The 16,698-nt window shown below is 34.3% G+C and carries 14 protein-coding genes; 11 read left to right on the top strand and 3 right to left on the bottom strand.

The annotated features are described in order from the left end of the window. Positions 1-330: 330 nt before the first annotated feature. Positions 331-1,878, bottom strand: a complete 1,548-nt coding sequence (locus tag BLV91_RS13265; protein ID WP_091434215.1) for an SDR family oxidoreductase — start codon at positions 1,876-1,878, stop codon at positions 331-333. Positions 1,879-2,220: 342 nt separating this feature from the next. Between BLV91_RS13265 and BLV91_RS13260 the strand changes: the two genes are divergently transcribed. Next, on the top strand, positions 2,221-3,000 hold the full coding sequence (locus BLV91_RS13260; protein ID WP_091434124.1) for an O-methyltransferase: 780 nt from the start codon (positions 2,221-2,223) through the stop codon (positions 2,998-3,000). A gap of 51 nt (positions 3,001-3,051) precedes the next feature. On the opposite strand, the gene BLV91_RS13255 is transcribed toward BLV91_RS13260, so the two are convergent. Next, positions 3,052-3,711: a hypothetical protein gene (locus BLV91_RS13255; protein WP_091434122.1), complete on the bottom strand. Its 660-nt coding sequence runs from the start codon at positions 3,709-3,711 to the stop codon at positions 3,052-3,054. A 360-nt stretch (positions 3,712-4,071) separates the two neighbouring features. Between BLV91_RS13255 and BLV91_RS13250 the strand changes: the two genes are divergently transcribed. The 9 genes from BLV91_RS13250 (at position 4,072) to BLV91_RS13210 (ending at position 14,946) form a co-directional block, all read left to right on the top strand. After that, complete coding sequence (locus BLV91_RS13250; protein ID WP_091434214.1) at positions 4,072-4,758, top strand: ABC transporter ATP-binding protein; 687 nt, start codon at positions 4,072-4,074, stop codon at positions 4,756-4,758. Between the two features lie 119 nt (positions 4,759-4,877). Next, positions 4,878-5,735 (top strand): ATP-grasp domain-containing protein, encoded by an 858-nt coding sequence (locus BLV91_RS13245; RefSeq protein WP_091434120.1) that lies wholly within the window; start codon positions 4,878-4,880, stop codon positions 5,733-5,735. Positions 5,736-5,781: 46 nt separating this feature from the next. Next, on the top strand, positions 5,782-6,351 hold the full coding sequence (locus BLV91_RS13240) for a cob(I)yrinic acid a,c-diamide adenosyltransferase (protein ID WP_091434118.1): 570 nt from the start codon (positions 5,782-5,784) through the stop codon (positions 6,349-6,351). A 162-nt stretch (positions 6,352-6,513) separates the two neighbouring features. Then, positions 6,514-6,735 carry a DUF2795 domain-containing protein gene (locus tag BLV91_RS13235; RefSeq protein ID WP_007138072.1) on the top strand — a complete coding sequence of 74 codons (222 nt, stop codon included), beginning with the start codon at positions 6,514-6,516 and terminating at the stop codon, positions 6,733-6,735. 84 nt (positions 6,736-6,819) lie between these two features. Continuing rightward, positions 6,820-10,161: a preprotein translocase subunit SecA gene (gene secA / locus BLV91_RS13230; protein WP_091434117.1), complete on the top strand. Its 3,342-nt coding sequence runs from the start codon at positions 6,820-6,822 to the stop codon at positions 10,159-10,161. Between the two features lie 686 nt (positions 10,162-10,847). Continuing rightward, on the top strand, positions 10,848-11,813 hold the full coding sequence (locus BLV91_RS13225; RefSeq protein ID WP_091434115.1) for a DNA-methyltransferase: 966 nt from the start codon (positions 10,848-10,850) through the stop codon (positions 11,811-11,813). A 3-nt stretch (positions 11,814-11,816) separates the two neighbouring features. After that, positions 11,817-13,499, top strand: coding sequence for an AlwI family type II restriction endonuclease (locus BLV91_RS13220; RefSeq protein ID WP_091434113.1), 1,683 nt, complete (start codon positions 11,817-11,819; stop codon positions 13,497-13,499). Between the two features lie 421 nt (positions 13,500-13,920). Next, positions 13,921-14,349, top strand: coding sequence for an SMI1/KNR4 family protein (locus BLV91_RS13215; RefSeq protein ID WP_091434111.1), 429 nt, complete (start codon positions 13,921-13,923; stop codon positions 14,347-14,349). Positions 14,350-14,580: 231 nt separating this feature from the next. Further along, entirely contained in the window at positions 14,581-14,946 is a 366-nt protein-coding gene (locus tag BLV91_RS13210) for a DUF2200 domain-containing protein (protein WP_091434110.1), read from the top strand. A gap of 113 nt (positions 14,947-15,059) precedes the next feature. Here the strand turns inward: BLV91_RS13210 and BLV91_RS13205 are convergent, their stop codons facing one another. Continuing rightward, positions 15,060-15,722: a TrmH family RNA methyltransferase gene (locus BLV91_RS13205; protein ID WP_091434108.1), complete on the bottom strand. Its 663-nt coding sequence runs from the start codon at positions 15,720-15,722 to the stop codon at positions 15,060-15,062. 243 nt (positions 15,723-15,965) lie between these two features. Here BLV91_RS13205 and BLV91_RS13200 point away from each other — a divergent pair, with 243 nt between their 5' ends. After that, a complete protein-coding gene (locus BLV91_RS13200; protein ID WP_091434212.1) occupies positions 15,966-16,658 on the top strand; it encodes an SIR2 family NAD-dependent protein deacylase in 693 nt (230 codons plus the stop codon). The last annotated feature ends 40 nt before the right edge of the window (positions 16,659-16,698 follow it).

Here is a 16,698-nt window from a genome sequence, read left to right as displayed (position 1 = left end):
CATTTATTTAAAACTGATACAAAATAGTAAAGATGTCTGATTTAATCCCATATTTCGCAGCACTAATAACTATATTGTTTGGGATAGGATTTGCACTTGCACTTCAGTCACCTAAAAAAGACAAAAATAGTTAATATTTTTTAGTATACACTTTAGCTACCTCTTAATTAGTTAACCTAAAGTCGAATTTTACTCTTGTCAAAAGTTTAAAGTTGATACCGATACTAAAACAGCATTCAAGAAATTGGAGTTTTAGACATAAAAGCAGAAAAAAAACCACAACAGACTTAGTTCGAGTTGTGGTTTTTAATTTTACAAACTATATATTTCCTACCAAGGAATAGGATTGTAGTCTTTCAGGAATTTTCCGCACCAGTGTTTACCCGTATTGATTCCGTCAAACAAAGGATCCATAACCCTTGCAGCACCATCAACAATATCCAGTGGTGGCTGAAAATCTTCCAGTTCCTGTTTCTTTTTGGCTAGTTCAGCAGGATCTTCATCCGTTACCCAACCTGTGTCTACTGCATTCATGAAAATACCGGCTTTCGCCAATTCTCCTGCAGCAGTATGTGTAAGCATGTTTAAGGCCGCTTTTGCCATATTAGTGTGAGGATGGCGTGCCTCTTTAAAAAAGCGATGAAACTTCCCTTCCATTGCTGAAACGTTGATAATATGTTTTTGTCCCGTATTGTCTTTCTTCATCACTTCTGAAAGTCTGTTGCATAATACAAAAGGTGCAACCGAATTCACTAGCTGCACTTCGATCATTTCTGTAGTTTCTATTTGGCCCAACTTCAAACGCCAGCTGTTGGTTTTTCTCAAATCTACCTGCTGTAAGTCGGCATCGAGTTCTCCTTCAGGGAAAACTTCAGTCGCCACCAACGCATTGTCAAAGGAATACGGAATCTGTGATAATTTGGCGGAAGCCCGTAAACCTATTCCAGGTTCAGGACCGTGCCAAGTCACCGGCATATTTTGATTAGAAGAAGCTCCTGAGGTCAAAACTTTTAGTTCATCCAAACAATTGGCGTGATCTAGTAATAACTCTTGCGCTTGCTTGGGCAAAGAGCTAATTGCACGCTCTTCATTTTCCATCATGTGTGTATAAAACCCGGCAGGACGTCGTACTGTTTGCGCAGCATTATTGATTAAAATATCCAATCGCTCGTATTTTTGCTCAATAAAATTACAGAAAATCTCCACACTAGGAATGTGTCGCAAATCTAATCCGTGAATTTTCAGGCGATGTCCCCAATCCATGAAGTCAGCCTCTTGCCCAAAACGCAAAGCCGAATCTACCGGAAAGCGAGTAGTTGCAATAACTGTTGCTCCACCACGCAACAACATCAAAGTAATATGATAGCCAATTTTAAGACGCGAGCCTGTTATAACGGCTACCTGTCCTTTTACATCAGCAGTTTGAAAACGTTTAGCGTAATTAAAATCACCGCAATCCGTACACATAGTATCGTAAAAGTGGTGCATTTTAGAAAACTCGGTTTTGCAGACATAGCAATTTCTGGGAGTTTCCAGTTCTTGCTGCTCTTTTAGAGCCAAATCAGACATAGCCAAAAGTTTTGGCGCCATAAAAACACTGGCTTCACGCGCATGACGGATTCCGGTTTCCTTGCGGGCCGTTCTGTCACGCTTCTCCATTTTGCGTTTGGCGGCTACTTTACCGTCTTTCTTTCTGCGGGAAAGCTCATCGCGATCCGGTCTTGAAAATTGACCTGCCGCTTTGATTAACGCTGTTCTTTGTTCTTTTGGAATATCAAATATTTGATCTGTGTCTGTATTTAATTGCGAGAGAATTGCAATGCAACGGTTAATTTCTTCCGATGTGATTACTCCTTCATCTATTTGTTCTTCGTTCATCATCTTCTGAAATTGTATGGCTATTGATTTTAAGAGCGCAAAGATAGTTTTAAAATCTTTGTTGTCTTGTATTTTTGAATGCAAGCCGCTTAGAATTTATTTCGCAGAGACTCGCAAAGTTTTCTTTTACTCTCAAAGTGTCTAAAAATTGTTTCACAGAGATTCATTAAGTGTAATTTTTATTCTTAAACTAAAAAATACTCTTAATATCTTCGCGACTTCTTTGTGAAACTCTATGTAAACTCTGCTATTTCACACAGATTCATTAAGTGTAACTTTTATTCTTAAAATAAATAAAACTCTGAGTATCTTCGCGACTTCTTTGTGAAACTCTGTGTAATTATGCTATTCCAAATAAAATCGTACTTAAAATTCCTTTGGCATTCTAAAAATGAACACGCTGTCCATTCCCCTTTTGTATTCACTTTGATTACAAAATGTTTTTATGATAAAAAGCCAAAGCCAGAATATACCGTTTTAAACAATTATAGAAATTTACTTTTAGCAAGCAATAATACTATTGAAGTAACCGACTTTGGTGCCGGATCGAAAATTTTTAAATCGAATACAAGACAAATTGCACAAATAGCAAAGACGGCGGGAATTTCTCCTAAAAGAGCCGAATTATTATTTAGAATCACGAATTATTTTCAGCCAGAATCAATATTAGAAATTGGAACCTCATTAGGATTAGCCACTGCTGCCCTATCCTTGGGTAATCAAAAATCTAAAATCACAACATTAGAAGGCTGTCCTGAAACGGCAAAAATTGCCCAAAACCAATTTAAACAATTTGGTTTGACCAATATAAATTCTGTTGTAACCGAGTTTGAAAGTTATCTGAGTGACCTTAGAAAATCGACTTTGAACTTTGGACTTATTTACTTCGACGGCAATCATTCGAAAAAAGCCACCTTAGACTATTTTGAACAACTAATTCCGACTGTAACAAATGAAACAGTCTGGATTTTTGATGACATTCATTGGTCACCTGAAATGGAGCAAGCTTGGGAAATAATTAAAGCGCATCCAAAAGTTAAAGTTACTATAGATACCTTCCAGTGGGGATTAGTTTTTTTTAGATACGAACAGGAAAAAGAACATTTTATAATTCGAACATAAAAAAATGACCGCCATTGCTGACGGTCATTTCTAATTCAAACTATTTTATTCTTATTTTTTAGCTTCTTGCATTTCTTCTGTTTTAGCTCCCATTCTGTTCAATGTGTACATTGGAGCGAATTTCAATTTCAATGCAGCAATTGCTCTGTTGTCTTCAGAAGACAATCCTTCTTTTTCAACAGTGTTTTTTCTGCTATCCAATGCTTCATACATAGTTTTGATTTCATCCCAATCTTCACGAGAATATCTATCTTTATTATTTTCTACGGTATGTACAAATTGTTGGTAAACGTTATGGATATTACCAGCGTTAACCCAGTCAAAATTCATGTCTTCACCAATTTTTCCTTCACCAAACAATTCATTTCTCATTGCTTGTTTAGAGCTTGGTTGTGCAGCCGCCATTTCAGCTTCCATTGCCGCTTTTAATGCTGCATATTTCGCTTTACTAGCTTCTACTTTTTCTTTTGCTTTTTGGTCTTCTTTTAGATCTGATACTGCTGTTTCAGCTTGACTGCTTTTCAATTCATACGTAGCTTCAATTGATTGCCAGTTCGCTTTAGCGTCTTCAGCTGGAACATTACTTACAGAATCCACATAAACAGTATAAGTGTCTATTGTTTTTTCAGCTTCTTTTTCCTTTTCACCTTTACATGAAGTAAATCCTAAGGCAGTAACTGCCATTCCTAAAACAAAAATTCTATTTTTCATAATTATTGGTTTTATTATTATTCTTAAACAAATGTACCAATGATTATGTTTTCCTCAAAATAAATATGTGAATGTTGTAATAAATTAAATAAATTATGATATAATCACTTTTCATGTGTGAATTTTATAATAAACATGTAAAATCTTGTAACTACTGAATTTATAGTTTGATGTATAGAAAATAAGCAAAACGCCAAAAACCACAACATTTATAATATTAGTCATCCAATCCTATAATGGCAACAGTTATATCTTGATTATTATTGTAACAAAAATGTATTTTGGTCAACTTATCTTTAATTCAAAAGTCTTTTGTACTTTTAAAATTCAAAAACTATAATTCATCAATTGAAAATACCAATGTCAAACCCATTAATAAAAATTACCAATATCAAAAGAGATTTTGTTCTTGGAAACGAAATCGTTTATGTTCTAAAAGGAATTGACTTAGAAATAAATAAAGGCGAATACGTAGCCCTTATGGGACCTTCTGGCTCAGGAAAATCGACACTGATGAATCTTTTGGGTTGCCTAGACACTCCTACATCTGGGACCTATATACTTAATGGAAAAGACGTCAGCAAGATGAAAGATGATGAATTAGCTGAAATACGCAACAAAGAAATAGGCTTTGTTTTTCAAACTTTTAACCTGTTACCTCGAACCACAGCATTAGATAATGTGGCTTTACCGATGATATATGCCGGCTATTCTAAATCAGAAAGAAGTGCTCGCGCCGCCGAAGTACTTACTCAAGTAAATCTTGAGGATAGAATGGATCACCAGCCCAACCAGCTTTCTGGTGGACAAAGACAACGTGTGGCTATTGCAAGAGCCTTAGTCAATAAACCTTCTATTATCCTTGCTGATGAACCTACAGGAAATCTAGACACTAAGACTTCTGATGAAATCATGAAGCTTTTTAATGATATTCATGCTAATGGCAATACCGTTATATTAGTAACGCATGAGGAGGAAATTGCTGCTTATGCCCACAGAATTATCCGTTTGCGTGATGGTATGGTTGAAAGCGATATAAAAAAATAGCCTATTATTAGCTTACTCGATAGTATCTCATTCTTTTTTATTTCAAAAAAAAACACAGATTCTGCCGAATTTAATCTGCAAGACAAACCCTATTATCCTATTTCATAAATTATTCGAAAATGAAAATCGCCCTACTAACCTGCGAGAAGCTTCCTGAATTAACTCAATATGACCAACTGTTAATTCCAGAATTAGCCAAAGTTAACATTACAGCGACCGCAGTGATTTGGGATGACAAAAATGTAGATTGGAACGATTTTGATTATTTGGTTTTTCGTAATACCTGGGATTACTTTGAGAAGGAGGCCGAATTCAACCTTTGGCTTGAGCATATCGAAAAATCAGGAGTTAAGACGCTCAACTCTATTGATGCCATTAAAAACAACAAGCATAAATTTTATTTGCGTGAAATGGAAAAGCAAGGTGTCAAAATCCTTCCCACTGTTTTTATAGACAAAACGGATGAACTTGACCTCCATAAAATAATACCTTCTCATTGGAAAAAAGCAGTTATAAAACCAGCATTTTCCGCGGGTTCGTATCAAACAGAAGTCTTTGAATTAGCTGAAATAGAAAAAATCAATACCGAATACAAAAGCATAGCTTCCCAAAAAGAACTTTTACTACAAGAGTTCATGCCTGAAATTCAAACTTTGGGAGAAACCTCCTTTATCTTTTTCAATAAAAAATTCTCTCACGCAGTTAATAAGAAACCTGTTGCTGGCGATTTTAGAATTCAAGTGCAGTTTGGCGGCCAGTATACTTTAGTTCAACCCAATGCTGAGTTAATTGAAAAAGCACAACAAATTGTCGACACATTTAGTGGAGACCTACTATATACCAGAGTAGATGGAATCGTAATAGACAACGAACTTCACTTAATGGAAGTGGAATGCATTGAACCTGATTTGTATTTTAATCTTAGTGAGGGCTCCTTGCAACGATTTGTTAACGCTATAGTGGATTTAATAAAGTAATTTTGTATTACTTTATTAAATCCACAAATAAACAAATAAACATAAAATGAAAGTATATACTAAAACCGGAGATAAAGGAACCACAGCACTTTTTGGCGGCACTCGCGTTCCCAAAGACCATATTAGAATTGAGAGTTACGGAACAGTAGACGAATTGAATTCCTATATAGGACTTGTTCGTGATCAAGATATGAATACGCATTATAAAGACATTCTTGTAGAAATACAGGATCGCTTATTTACAATAGGAGCTATACTTGCCACGCCGCCAGAAAAAGAAGTGATGAAAAACGGCGAACTTCGTTTAAAAAAATTAGGTATTGTAGAAAGTGATATTGAATTGCTGGAAAATGAAATCGATAGTATGGAAAGTGAACTTCCGCCTATGACGCATTTTGTTTTACCTGGCGGACACACCACAGTGTCATATTGTCATATTTCTCGTTGTGTTTGCCGTCGTGCCGAACGATTGGCGGTACATTTAAGCCATAATGAACCCGTAGCTACAATCGCGATCAAGTACTTGAACCGACTATCTGACTATCTTTTTGTATTGGCACGAAAGTTGTCTCATGATTTGCAAGCCGAGGAAGTCCAATGGATTCCGAGGAAATAGTTGACAGGAATAAATACTCGTTTTTAGGTTAAAAACCTCAAACTTTAAACCTGAAACTTTACACTAAAAAAAACGTTCTTAACTTTTTTATAAAATAAATAGATTTTTACTTGTATTTTTCAGTAAAAAAATTATTTTTGCACAAAACTAAATCGACAAAAGATGTATTGGACATTAGAATTAGCATCCTATCTTAGTGATGCACCGTGGCCTGCTAACAAAGACGAACTTATTGATTACGCTATACGTGCCGGAGCTCCTTTAGAGGTAGTAGAAAACCTACAATCTATTGAAGACGAAGGCGAGATATACGAATCAATGGAAGAAATTTGGCCAGATTATCCTACAGACGAAGATTATCTTTGGAATGAGGATGAATATTAAAGAATAAGCAAAGAAAAAGTCTCAGAAGAGGCTTTTTTTTTGGTTAAATTTACATTTTAAAATAAATAGAAATACAAATATATTATGAGTTTCATAAATAGCATTCTTAAAGCCTTTGTCGGGGATAAATCCGAGAAAGATGTTAAGGCTTTACAGCCTTACTTAAACAAAATTAAAACTTTCGAAAGCAATTTAATTGCATTGTCACATGACGAATTAAGAGCACGTACTTTTTTCTTCAAAGACCAACTGCAAGTTGCCCGCGCAGGGATTGACGCTAAAATCGCCACTCTTAAGAAAGAAGTTGAAGGGATTGAAGATATTGATCAGCGTGAAGACATTTATGTATCGATCGATGCCTTAGAAAAAGAAGCATACGAACTATCTGAGAAAACATTACTTGAAATACTTCCTGAAGCTTTTGCAGTAGTAAAAGAAACAGCAAGACGATTCAAAGACAACTCAGAAATAAGAGTAACTGCAACTCCTAAAGACAGAGAATTTTCTGCAATCAAACCTTATGTTTCTCTTGAAGGAGACGATGCTATTTGGCAAAACAAATGGAATGCTGCTGGAAAAGAAATTACTTGGGACATGATTCACTATGACGTTCAATTGATTGGTGGAATGGTGTTGCATGAAGGAAAAATTGCAGAGATGCAAACGGGTGAAGGAAAAACATTAGTAGCAACCTTACCTCTATACCTGAATGCTTTAACTGGAAACGGTGTGCATTTAGTAACTGTGAATGACTATTTAGCTAAACGTGATAGTACTTGGAAAGCACCTTTATTTGAATTCCACGGAATGACTGTTGATTGTATTGACAATCACCAACCAAGTTCTGAGGGAAGAAAAGCGGCTTACAATGCGGATATCACTTATGGAACAAATAATGAATTTGGTTTTGATTATTTAAGAGATAACATGACCCATTCACCTAACGATTTAGTTCAAAGAAAACACAATTATGCAATTGTCGATGAGGTCGATTCTGTATTGATTGATGATGCAAGAACACCATTGATTATTTCTGGTCCAGTACCTCAAGGAGATCGTCATGAGTTTAATGAATTGAAACCAAAAATCGAAAACTTGGTTGCTCTTCAACGTCAGTTGGCAAATGGATTTTTATCTGAGGCTAAAAAATTGATCAAAGAAGGAAAAACTAAAGAAGGTGGTTTCTTGCTTTTAAGAGCCTATAGAAGTGCTCCAAAAAACAAAGCATTGATTAAGTTTTTGAGTGAAGAAGGAATCAGACAATTACTTCAAAAAACAGAAAATCAATACATGCAGGACAACAATCGTGAAATGCACAAGATTGACGAAGCCTTGTATTTTGTAATTGAAGAAAAAAACAATCAGGTTGAATTGACTGACAATGGAATCCAATTCCTCTCAGGAGATACTGATGCTGACTTTTTCGTACTTCCAGATATCGGAACTGAAATTGCGGCTATTGAGAAGAAAAAATTAGATAAAGACGCAGAAGCAGAAGAAAAAGAAAAATTATTCCAAGATTTCGGAATAAAAAGTGAGCGTATCCATACGTTAACACAACTTTTGAAAGCGTATAGCCTTTTCGAAAAAGATACTGAATATGTAATCATGGACAATAAAATCATGATTGTCGATGAGCAAACGGGACGTATCATGGATGGACGTCGTTATTCTGACGGATTACACCAGGCTATCGAGGCTAAAGAAAATGTAAAAATTGAAGCTGCAACGCAAACATTTGCAACGGTAACTTTACAGAACTATTTCAGAATGTACAACAAACTAGCTGGTATGACAGGAACTGCGGTTACTGAGGCTGGTGAGTTATGGCAAATATACAAATTGGATGTAGTAGAAATTCCTACTAACAGACCAATGGCAAGACAAGACAAAGAGGATTTTATTTATAAAACAACTCGTGAAAAATTCAATGCCGTAATTGAAGATGTAACTGTTCTTTCAAATGCAGGAAGACCAGTTCTTATTGGAACGACTTCAGTTGATATTTCGGAATTGTTAAGTCGAATGTTGAAAATGAGAGGTGTTGCGCACAATGTATTGAATGCAAAAATGCACAAACAAGAAGCTCAAATTGTTGAAGATGCAGGAAAACCAGGAGTAGTTACTATTGCTACCAATATGGCTGGTCGTGGAACGGATATTAAATTATCCAAAGAAGTAAAAGCAGCGGGTGGACTTGCAATTGTAGGTACGGAACGTCACGATTCACGTCGTGTAGACAGACAGTTGAGAGGTCGTGCTGGTCGTCAAGGTGACCCAGGAAGTTCTCAATTTTACGTTTCTCTTGAAGATAACCTAATGCGTTTATTTGGTTCTGAAAAAGTAGCCAAAGTAATGGACAGAATGGGACTTGAAGAAGGAGAAGTAATCCAACATTCAATGATGACTAAATCCATTGAACGTGCACAGAAAAAAGTAGAAGAAAACAACTTTGGTGTTCGTAAACGTTTATTAGAGTATGATGATGTAATGAATGCACAACGTGAAGTAGTTTACAAACGTCGTCGTCATGCCTTGTTTGGAGAACGTTTGAAACTGGACATTGCAAACATGTTGTATGATACTTGTGAACTAATTATACAAGACACAAAAGTAAACAATGACTTTAAAAACTTTGAATTTGACCTTATTCGTTATTTCTCTATCACTTCTCCAGTTTCGGAAAGCGATTTCTTGAAATTAACTGAAATTGAGTTGACAGGAAAAGTATATAAAGAAGCTTTGAAATATTACAACGAGAAAACGGAACGCAGCGCAAGAGAGGCTTTCCCTATCATCAAAAACATATACGAAGACAAAAACAACCAATTCGAACGTATCGTAGTTCCATTTACTGATGGTGTAAAATCATTGAGCGTGGTAACTGACTTGAAAAAAGCGTACGAAACTGAGGGTAAACAATTAATTGCTGATTTCGAGAAAAACATCACATTGTCAATTGTCGATGAAGCTTGGAAAAAGCATTTACGCAAAATGGATGAATTGAAACAATCAGTTCAACTGGCTGTTCACGAACAAAAAGACCCTTTGCTTATTTACAAATTTGAAGCTTTCAATTTATTTAACGCTATGTTAAATGGGGTAAATAAAGAAGTGATTTCATTCCTTTTCAAAGGGGATTTACCACAACAAAGTGCACCTGAAATTGAAGAAGCTAGAGAAGTAGTACAGAAGGAAGATTATAAAACTTCAAAAGACGAAATAGGATCTAGCGAAGCAGATAACCGTGAAGCAGGACAAACACAGCAACGTCAAGTTACTGAAAATGTGGTAAGAGAAATGCCAAAAATCAACCGTAATGACAATGTTACCATTCAAAATGTAGCTAACGGACAGACGCAAGAAATGAAATACAAAAAAGCCGAAAGCCTTATCGCTTCAGGTCAATGGGTTATTGTGAACTAATAAAGTCACATTTCTTAATAAAATTAAATTCCTCAATTACGAAAGTAGTTGGGGATTTTTTTTGAGCTATTCCCGCCATTCGCTACAAGCTATTTGGCTTCAAACCCTTTTTCTAAGCGCTGGCAGGAGCTTCCTTTGGTCGCTCAGCCTCCACTAGAAAAAAGCGGTTTCACGCCTGCATAGGCTTTCCACTGCTGTCAGGGCTAGGTGTTTTATGTAATAAATAACACTAATGAGGTTTCCCGTAAGGATTCAAAATAAAAAGGATTCATCTTTGACAACAACTTAATCACCAAATGACATTAGTCAGTATTTACGGTAATTAAGTTATATATTTGATAATCGATACTGTGTGACTCTAGTCAGACCTATCTACCCTAAATTGGGGTGATAGGTCTGATTTTATCAGTCCTATATACTAGTTATATGCAACTTGTACCGAAATGACGCTGTTGTAATTAATTAGAATATTTAAAGTTTAATTTTACGTAAATAATTATGGAACACCGAAAGTTGATTTTTGTTTATAGATTTATAACAGAAAAATGAAACGCTTTAGTTCTCCTGTTTCCTCTTGGAAAATTAGTTGTTTTATAATGCAAACTACAGTAGAAATGTTGAGCACAACATAGACGAACATCTAAAAATCAATCAAATTTCGTAGATTTGAAAAAAAATAAGACTGAATGTACAAAACATCTGAAATAGTAGCAAAATACGGGATAAAAGAAAGCCTACTAAAAGAATATATTATTGAGCAAAACATTCCTGTTGTCAATGAAGAGGAGATTTCAAAAAAATACTTTCAAACAATCTTATCATTTATAGAAAATACAGAAGATAGAATCGAGAAAAGATTAAAAAAACCCGAAGCTACTTTTAAATATAATTCCGACAAAAACAAAGTATCAATATATCAAGATGATGCTATTTCGTTTTTAAAAAAATTACCTTCTAATAGTGTAGATGTTATTGCTACTGACCCAGCTTATTCTGGTATGAATGACAAGCTTAAACTCGGTAAAGGAAGAATAGTTGGTAAATATGCTGACAAAGGAAAAGAGAATGGAAAATGGTTTGGAGAATTTGAAGATAGTGAAGAAAATTACAACGAATTTTTATCTGAATGTAAAAGAGTTTTAAAAAAGTCAACAGGGCATATATATATTATGTTTGACTCTTATTCGCTTTTAAGTTTAGGAAGTGTTGTTCGTAGTCATTTTGATGTAAAAAATCTAATTACTTGGGATAAAGTAAATATTGGAATGGGACATTATTTCAGACGAAGACACGAGTACATAATTTTTGCTACAAATGAAAATACTCGAAAAATAAAAAACAGAAAATTCCCTGATGTTTGGCGTTTTAAAAGGATTCATAGTTCAAAATATCCAACACAAAAACCAGTCGAAGTTTTTCAAGCTATGTTACACGCAAGCTCTGAAGATGGTTTTACTGTTTGTGACCCATTTTTAGGAAGTGCTTCATCAGCAATTGCAGCTATTAAAAATAACTGCAATTATATTGGTTGTGACATTTCAGACAAATCAATTGAAATTTCAACCTCAAGAATATCTGAATATTTAAAATCAGGTAAAGATAATTTACAAACAAAATCAATGGCAGTTGACGATAACATTTTCTGGGAATAAATTATGGCAAATTTAAGTAAAACGAAAGCATTATTTGCATTCACATCTCCAAGAACAATTGAAAAAATAATTCCCGAAATTAAGATATTAACGGAAAACTTTGAAGGGCAAAAGTGGTCTGGTAACGACCAAGTACAGATTGACTTTTTTCAAACTTTGTTTGACTCAGAATATTATGAAGGAGAAACTTTTCCTTCAAACCCAGCTTTAGCGGCAAGAGATAGAATAACTAGAGCTCCAAAAGCATTAGGTTTTGTTGATTTACAGCCAACTGTGAAACTTACAGAAGTAGGTAAACTGCTACTAGCTGAAAAAAGACTAGACGAAACATTTACTAGGCAACTCTTAAAATTTCAACTTCCTTCTCCTTATCATACACAATCTAAAACAGTTGATTTTAGCGTAAAGCCATATCTTGAATTATTAAGATTAATCAAAGAACTTGGAAGTATTTCGAAAACTGAAATTGCTCTATACTTTTCACAACTTACAAATTACAATGATTTTGAAAAAATAGTATCAAAAATCAAGGAATTTCAAAAGAATTCCAAATCATATAAAGGTAGTCGGAAGATGTATGTAGCTGAATGTTTTGAAAAAGAAATACTTGAAATTTTTCAACAAGAAGTTCAAGATAAAAATTTGAAAACAAGAGAAAGTTCAAATACTTCATTACAAAAATTTATAAAAACTAAAAGTTCAAATATGAAAGACTATGCTGACGCATTTGTTAGATATATTAGAGCAACTGAATTGGTTACTTTTCAAAAAAGAACTTTTAGATTAATTATTTCATCTCAAAAAACCGAAGAGGTAAATTATATTCTAAAACAAATAGATAGAAAACCTTTAGTTTTCAAAACCACTGCTGAATTCAAAAAATATTTATTTAATCCTTCTTCTATTAAACTTCTATCTGATGACAAAGAGCTTTTAGTAAAGCAAATAGAGAGTTTAGGTCTTTCTAAATTTGACAAAACTGTTTCAATCGAGGAACTTAAAGATATATTGGACGGTTTGAGAATTTCGGTGAAATCTAAAAACATAGAGGAAAAGAAACGTGAATTAAAAGACTATAAAGAGCTTCCGGATATTCTCGAGGTATTCAGACAAATAAAGAAAAAAGAAGTTCCCGATGCTCCTCTATTCCTCGAATGGAATGTTTGGAGAGCTTTAGTTATGCTTAATTATGCAAAAAGAGTTGATGGCAACTTTATTATGGATATTGATGGTATGCCTCTTAATTATGCTCCTGGACAAAAACCTGACATTGAATCTGAATATTCAGATTTTGGAATTATAACAGAAGTTACAATGTCTGGTGGACATACTCAATACAAAATGGAAAGCGAATCTGTACCGAGACATTACGGAAAGGCAAAAGAAATTCTAAACAAAGAAATGTATTGTCTATTTGTTGCGCCCAAAATAAGCGAAGGAACCTTAGCCCATTATTTTAATCTAAATAGATTTAATACCAAACTATATGGAGGAAAAACTAAAATTATTCCTCTATCAATTGACCAATTCATTGAATTTATAAAATCTGGAATAGAAAATAAATTTAACAATCCTGATAAACTAAAAAATTGGCTAGAAAAACAATGGTTAAATAATCAGGAAATGGAAGATGAAAATGTTTGGAGTGAGAATATTGAAAAAAGCATTCTTAAATGGGCTTCTTAAAAAAGTATTGTTCTAAACAACGGATATAAATAATTGGTCAGTTTTAAACCTAAAAACTAGATTCTAAAAAAAAAACATCTTGAAAGTTGATTTTTATCGAAAAAATTTAATTTCTATTTTTAGATTTCAACAGAGAAATTAGAAGTGAGACGTTAAAAATTGCGAACCGCAAAACAGAAATGGGAAAGTTGGATTTTACCAACAGCAACTTGAAAAAATTTGTGGTTTAAATCGTGATTTCGACCAAAAACAAGCAGCATATAACCGCCATTTAGCGAGATTGTGGGCTTAGTGGAATTACCGTTTTTAATGACGTTTACATTCAGCCTAAAGTACTCGTTTTCAAAAGTCCACAACCTCGCTAAGTGGCATAACGTTGGCGGATCCCGTAAAAAAAAAAGCAGAAATTTAAGACAAAACTATGCTTAAAATCGAAAAGATATTTGATAAATATAGCTTCCAAAAAAGAACTAAAAAGCCCAAAATAACTATTAAAGAAGTTGAAAGTAAAATAAATTTTTCGCTTCCTGAAGATTACAAATTTTACGCTGAAAATTTTGTAGAGAACGAAAGTTTTATCGGTAATGAATTTATTAGACTTTGGGATTTTAATGAAATATTAAAAATAAATAGTGAATATGAAATCCTTGAAAACCTAAAAAATACAATTGCAATTGGTGGAAATGGAAATTCTGAATTTATTGCAATCGAATTTCTGAAAAGTATGGAATATAGAATAATATTATCGCCTTTTATTGATTTAGACGAAACTTACCATATTGAAATTGGAAATTCATTCACTGACTTTTTCGAGCGTTTAGAAGACGGAAAAGCTTGGTTTGAAGAATAAATTGAAAAAAACCTAAACGAAGAAAATCAGAATGTAGAAACGGCACCCCTCTGGTGCTCGTCTGCGACGAGTACCTCCTTTAATTAGAATACAAATAGTAGCGTTTTTAACGCGGTTTCTTAAACCCACACCTTTCCCCTACTTTACTGAAATATTTGATGGAATTGCGTCCTTCCTCGCAATGAACTTTATGCCACTTTTTTGTAACTTTGATTTAAATAAAAACATCTTATGACAAGTACAAGCTATCACGATGAACGAATTGCAAAAATGACATTTGCTTCAGTATATCCTCATTATGTAACCAAAGTGGAGAAGAAAAACAGAACCAAAGAAGAATTACATCAAATTATAAGTTGGTTAACTGCTTATGATGACAAAAAGCTGCAGCAACTCATTGAGGAAAAAGTAACTTTTGAAAAATTCTTTAATGATGCCACATTAAACCCTAATGCGCATTTGATTACTGGTGTAATCTGTGGTTACAGGATAGAAGAAATCAAAAATAAATTAACACAACAAGTCCGGTTTCGAGATAAATTAGTAGATGAATTAGCCAAAGGACGCAAGATGGAAAAGATTTTGCGAGTTGCATAGAATGCTTCCTAAACGATTAGATTTTTTTTTAATAGCTGAAATACTGGATGAGATTGCGTCGTTCCTCGCAATGACCCTGTTAATACTTAAAACTAGTGTACAAGGAATTTAAACTACCTTGGATTTTCCTCAAAATACCTTGCTTCAATTCGTTTAATATCTTTTATCGAATTTTTGGCCCAAGCCAAGCGTTTTACTAAAATTTCTTCTTCAGATAAATGCCAATCAATATTAGAATTCCTTAGGCGATTCGTCAAGTTTTGAATGATTATTGCTGCCGAAACAGAAATATTCAAACTCTCTGTAAATCCCACCATTGGGATTTTAAGAAAACCATCGGCACGTTGTAAAATCTCTTCTGACAATCCGTCTCTCTCCGTCCCAAAGAACAAAGCACTTGGTTTACTAATATCAAAATCATCCATCAAGCAATCGGTATCATGCGGTGTGGTTGCAATTATTTGATAGCCTTTGTTTCTTAAAGTATCTACACAGTCGGTAATACTATCGTAGGTATTGATATCAACCCATTTTTGGGCGCCCATCGCAATTTCCTTATCGATACTTTTCCCGTAACGCTGTTCTATGACATTCAATTCTTGGATCCCAAAAACTTCACAACTGCGCATTACTGCACTGGTATTGTGCATCTGGAAAATATCTTCAACCGCAATAGTAAAATGATTGGTTCTGTTTTCTAATACTTTCAAGAATTTCTCTTTGCGGTTGTCGGTTAGGATGTTTTCAAGGAAATTAAGATAATCGATATCAATCATTGGGAACTTTTTTTGGCAAAAATAGTAAAAAAGAAAAATCTACCGCAAATTCGCAAATTTATTAGTTGAAGAAGAATAGCCACAGATTCACAGATTTATTTTTATATAGGATTAAAAATCTGCGACAATCCGTTTAAATCCGCGTCATCTGCGTCCATTTTATTTTTACAACTTCATTTAACGGCAGTTTGAAAACGGATTTATAGTAAATTTGTGTATTAGTGACAAAACAATAACATAATGATGAAAAAGAAATTAGTGGTTTTAACCGGAGCGGGCATCAGTGCCGAAAGTGGTATCAAAACTTTCAGAGACAGCGACGGACTTTGGGAAGGACATAATGTATTGGACGTCGCAACGCCTGAAGGCTGGCATAAAAACCCTGCTTTGGTAATGGATTTCTATAATCAAAGGAGAAAACAGCTCAAGGAAGTAAACCCAAACTTAGGACATCAGATTCTGGCCGAATTAGAGTCTTATTTTGAGGTACAGATCATAACTCAAAACGTAGATGATTTACATGAACGCGCCGGAAGTACTAATGTATTGCATTTGCATGGTGAACTATTGAAAGTCAGAAGTACGGTAAACCCACATTTCATTTTGGACTGGAAAGAAGATTTGAATTTTGGCGATTTTGATACTGATAAAAATCAATTGCGCCCACATATTGTTTGGTTTGGTGAAGAAGTACCAGCACTAGACGAAGCGATTTCGCTTACTGAAACTGCTGATTATTTTGCCGTTATTGGAACTTCTCTGCAAGTATATCCTGCAGCTGGATTGATTGATTTTACCAATTCAAAAACTCCTATTTATTATATTGATCCAAAGCCCATTAAAATTCCGAATCTGCGAAATCCTTTGCAGGTTTTTCCTCAAGTTGCTTCAGAAGGAATGAAACTATTAAAAAAGGAGCTTCTTCAGCTTATTTAAAAAACAATCCTTTTCGAAATTGCTTCTAAAGGTTTATATT

It is taken from the genome of Flavobacterium degerlachei (assembly GCF_900106645.1).
Lineage (GTDB): Bacteria > Bacteroidota > Bacteroidia > Flavobacteriales > Flavobacteriaceae > Flavobacterium > Flavobacterium degerlachei.
The sequence above is the reverse complement of the archived record's forward strand: the minus strand, read 5'-3'. Positions and strand labels throughout refer to the sequence as shown.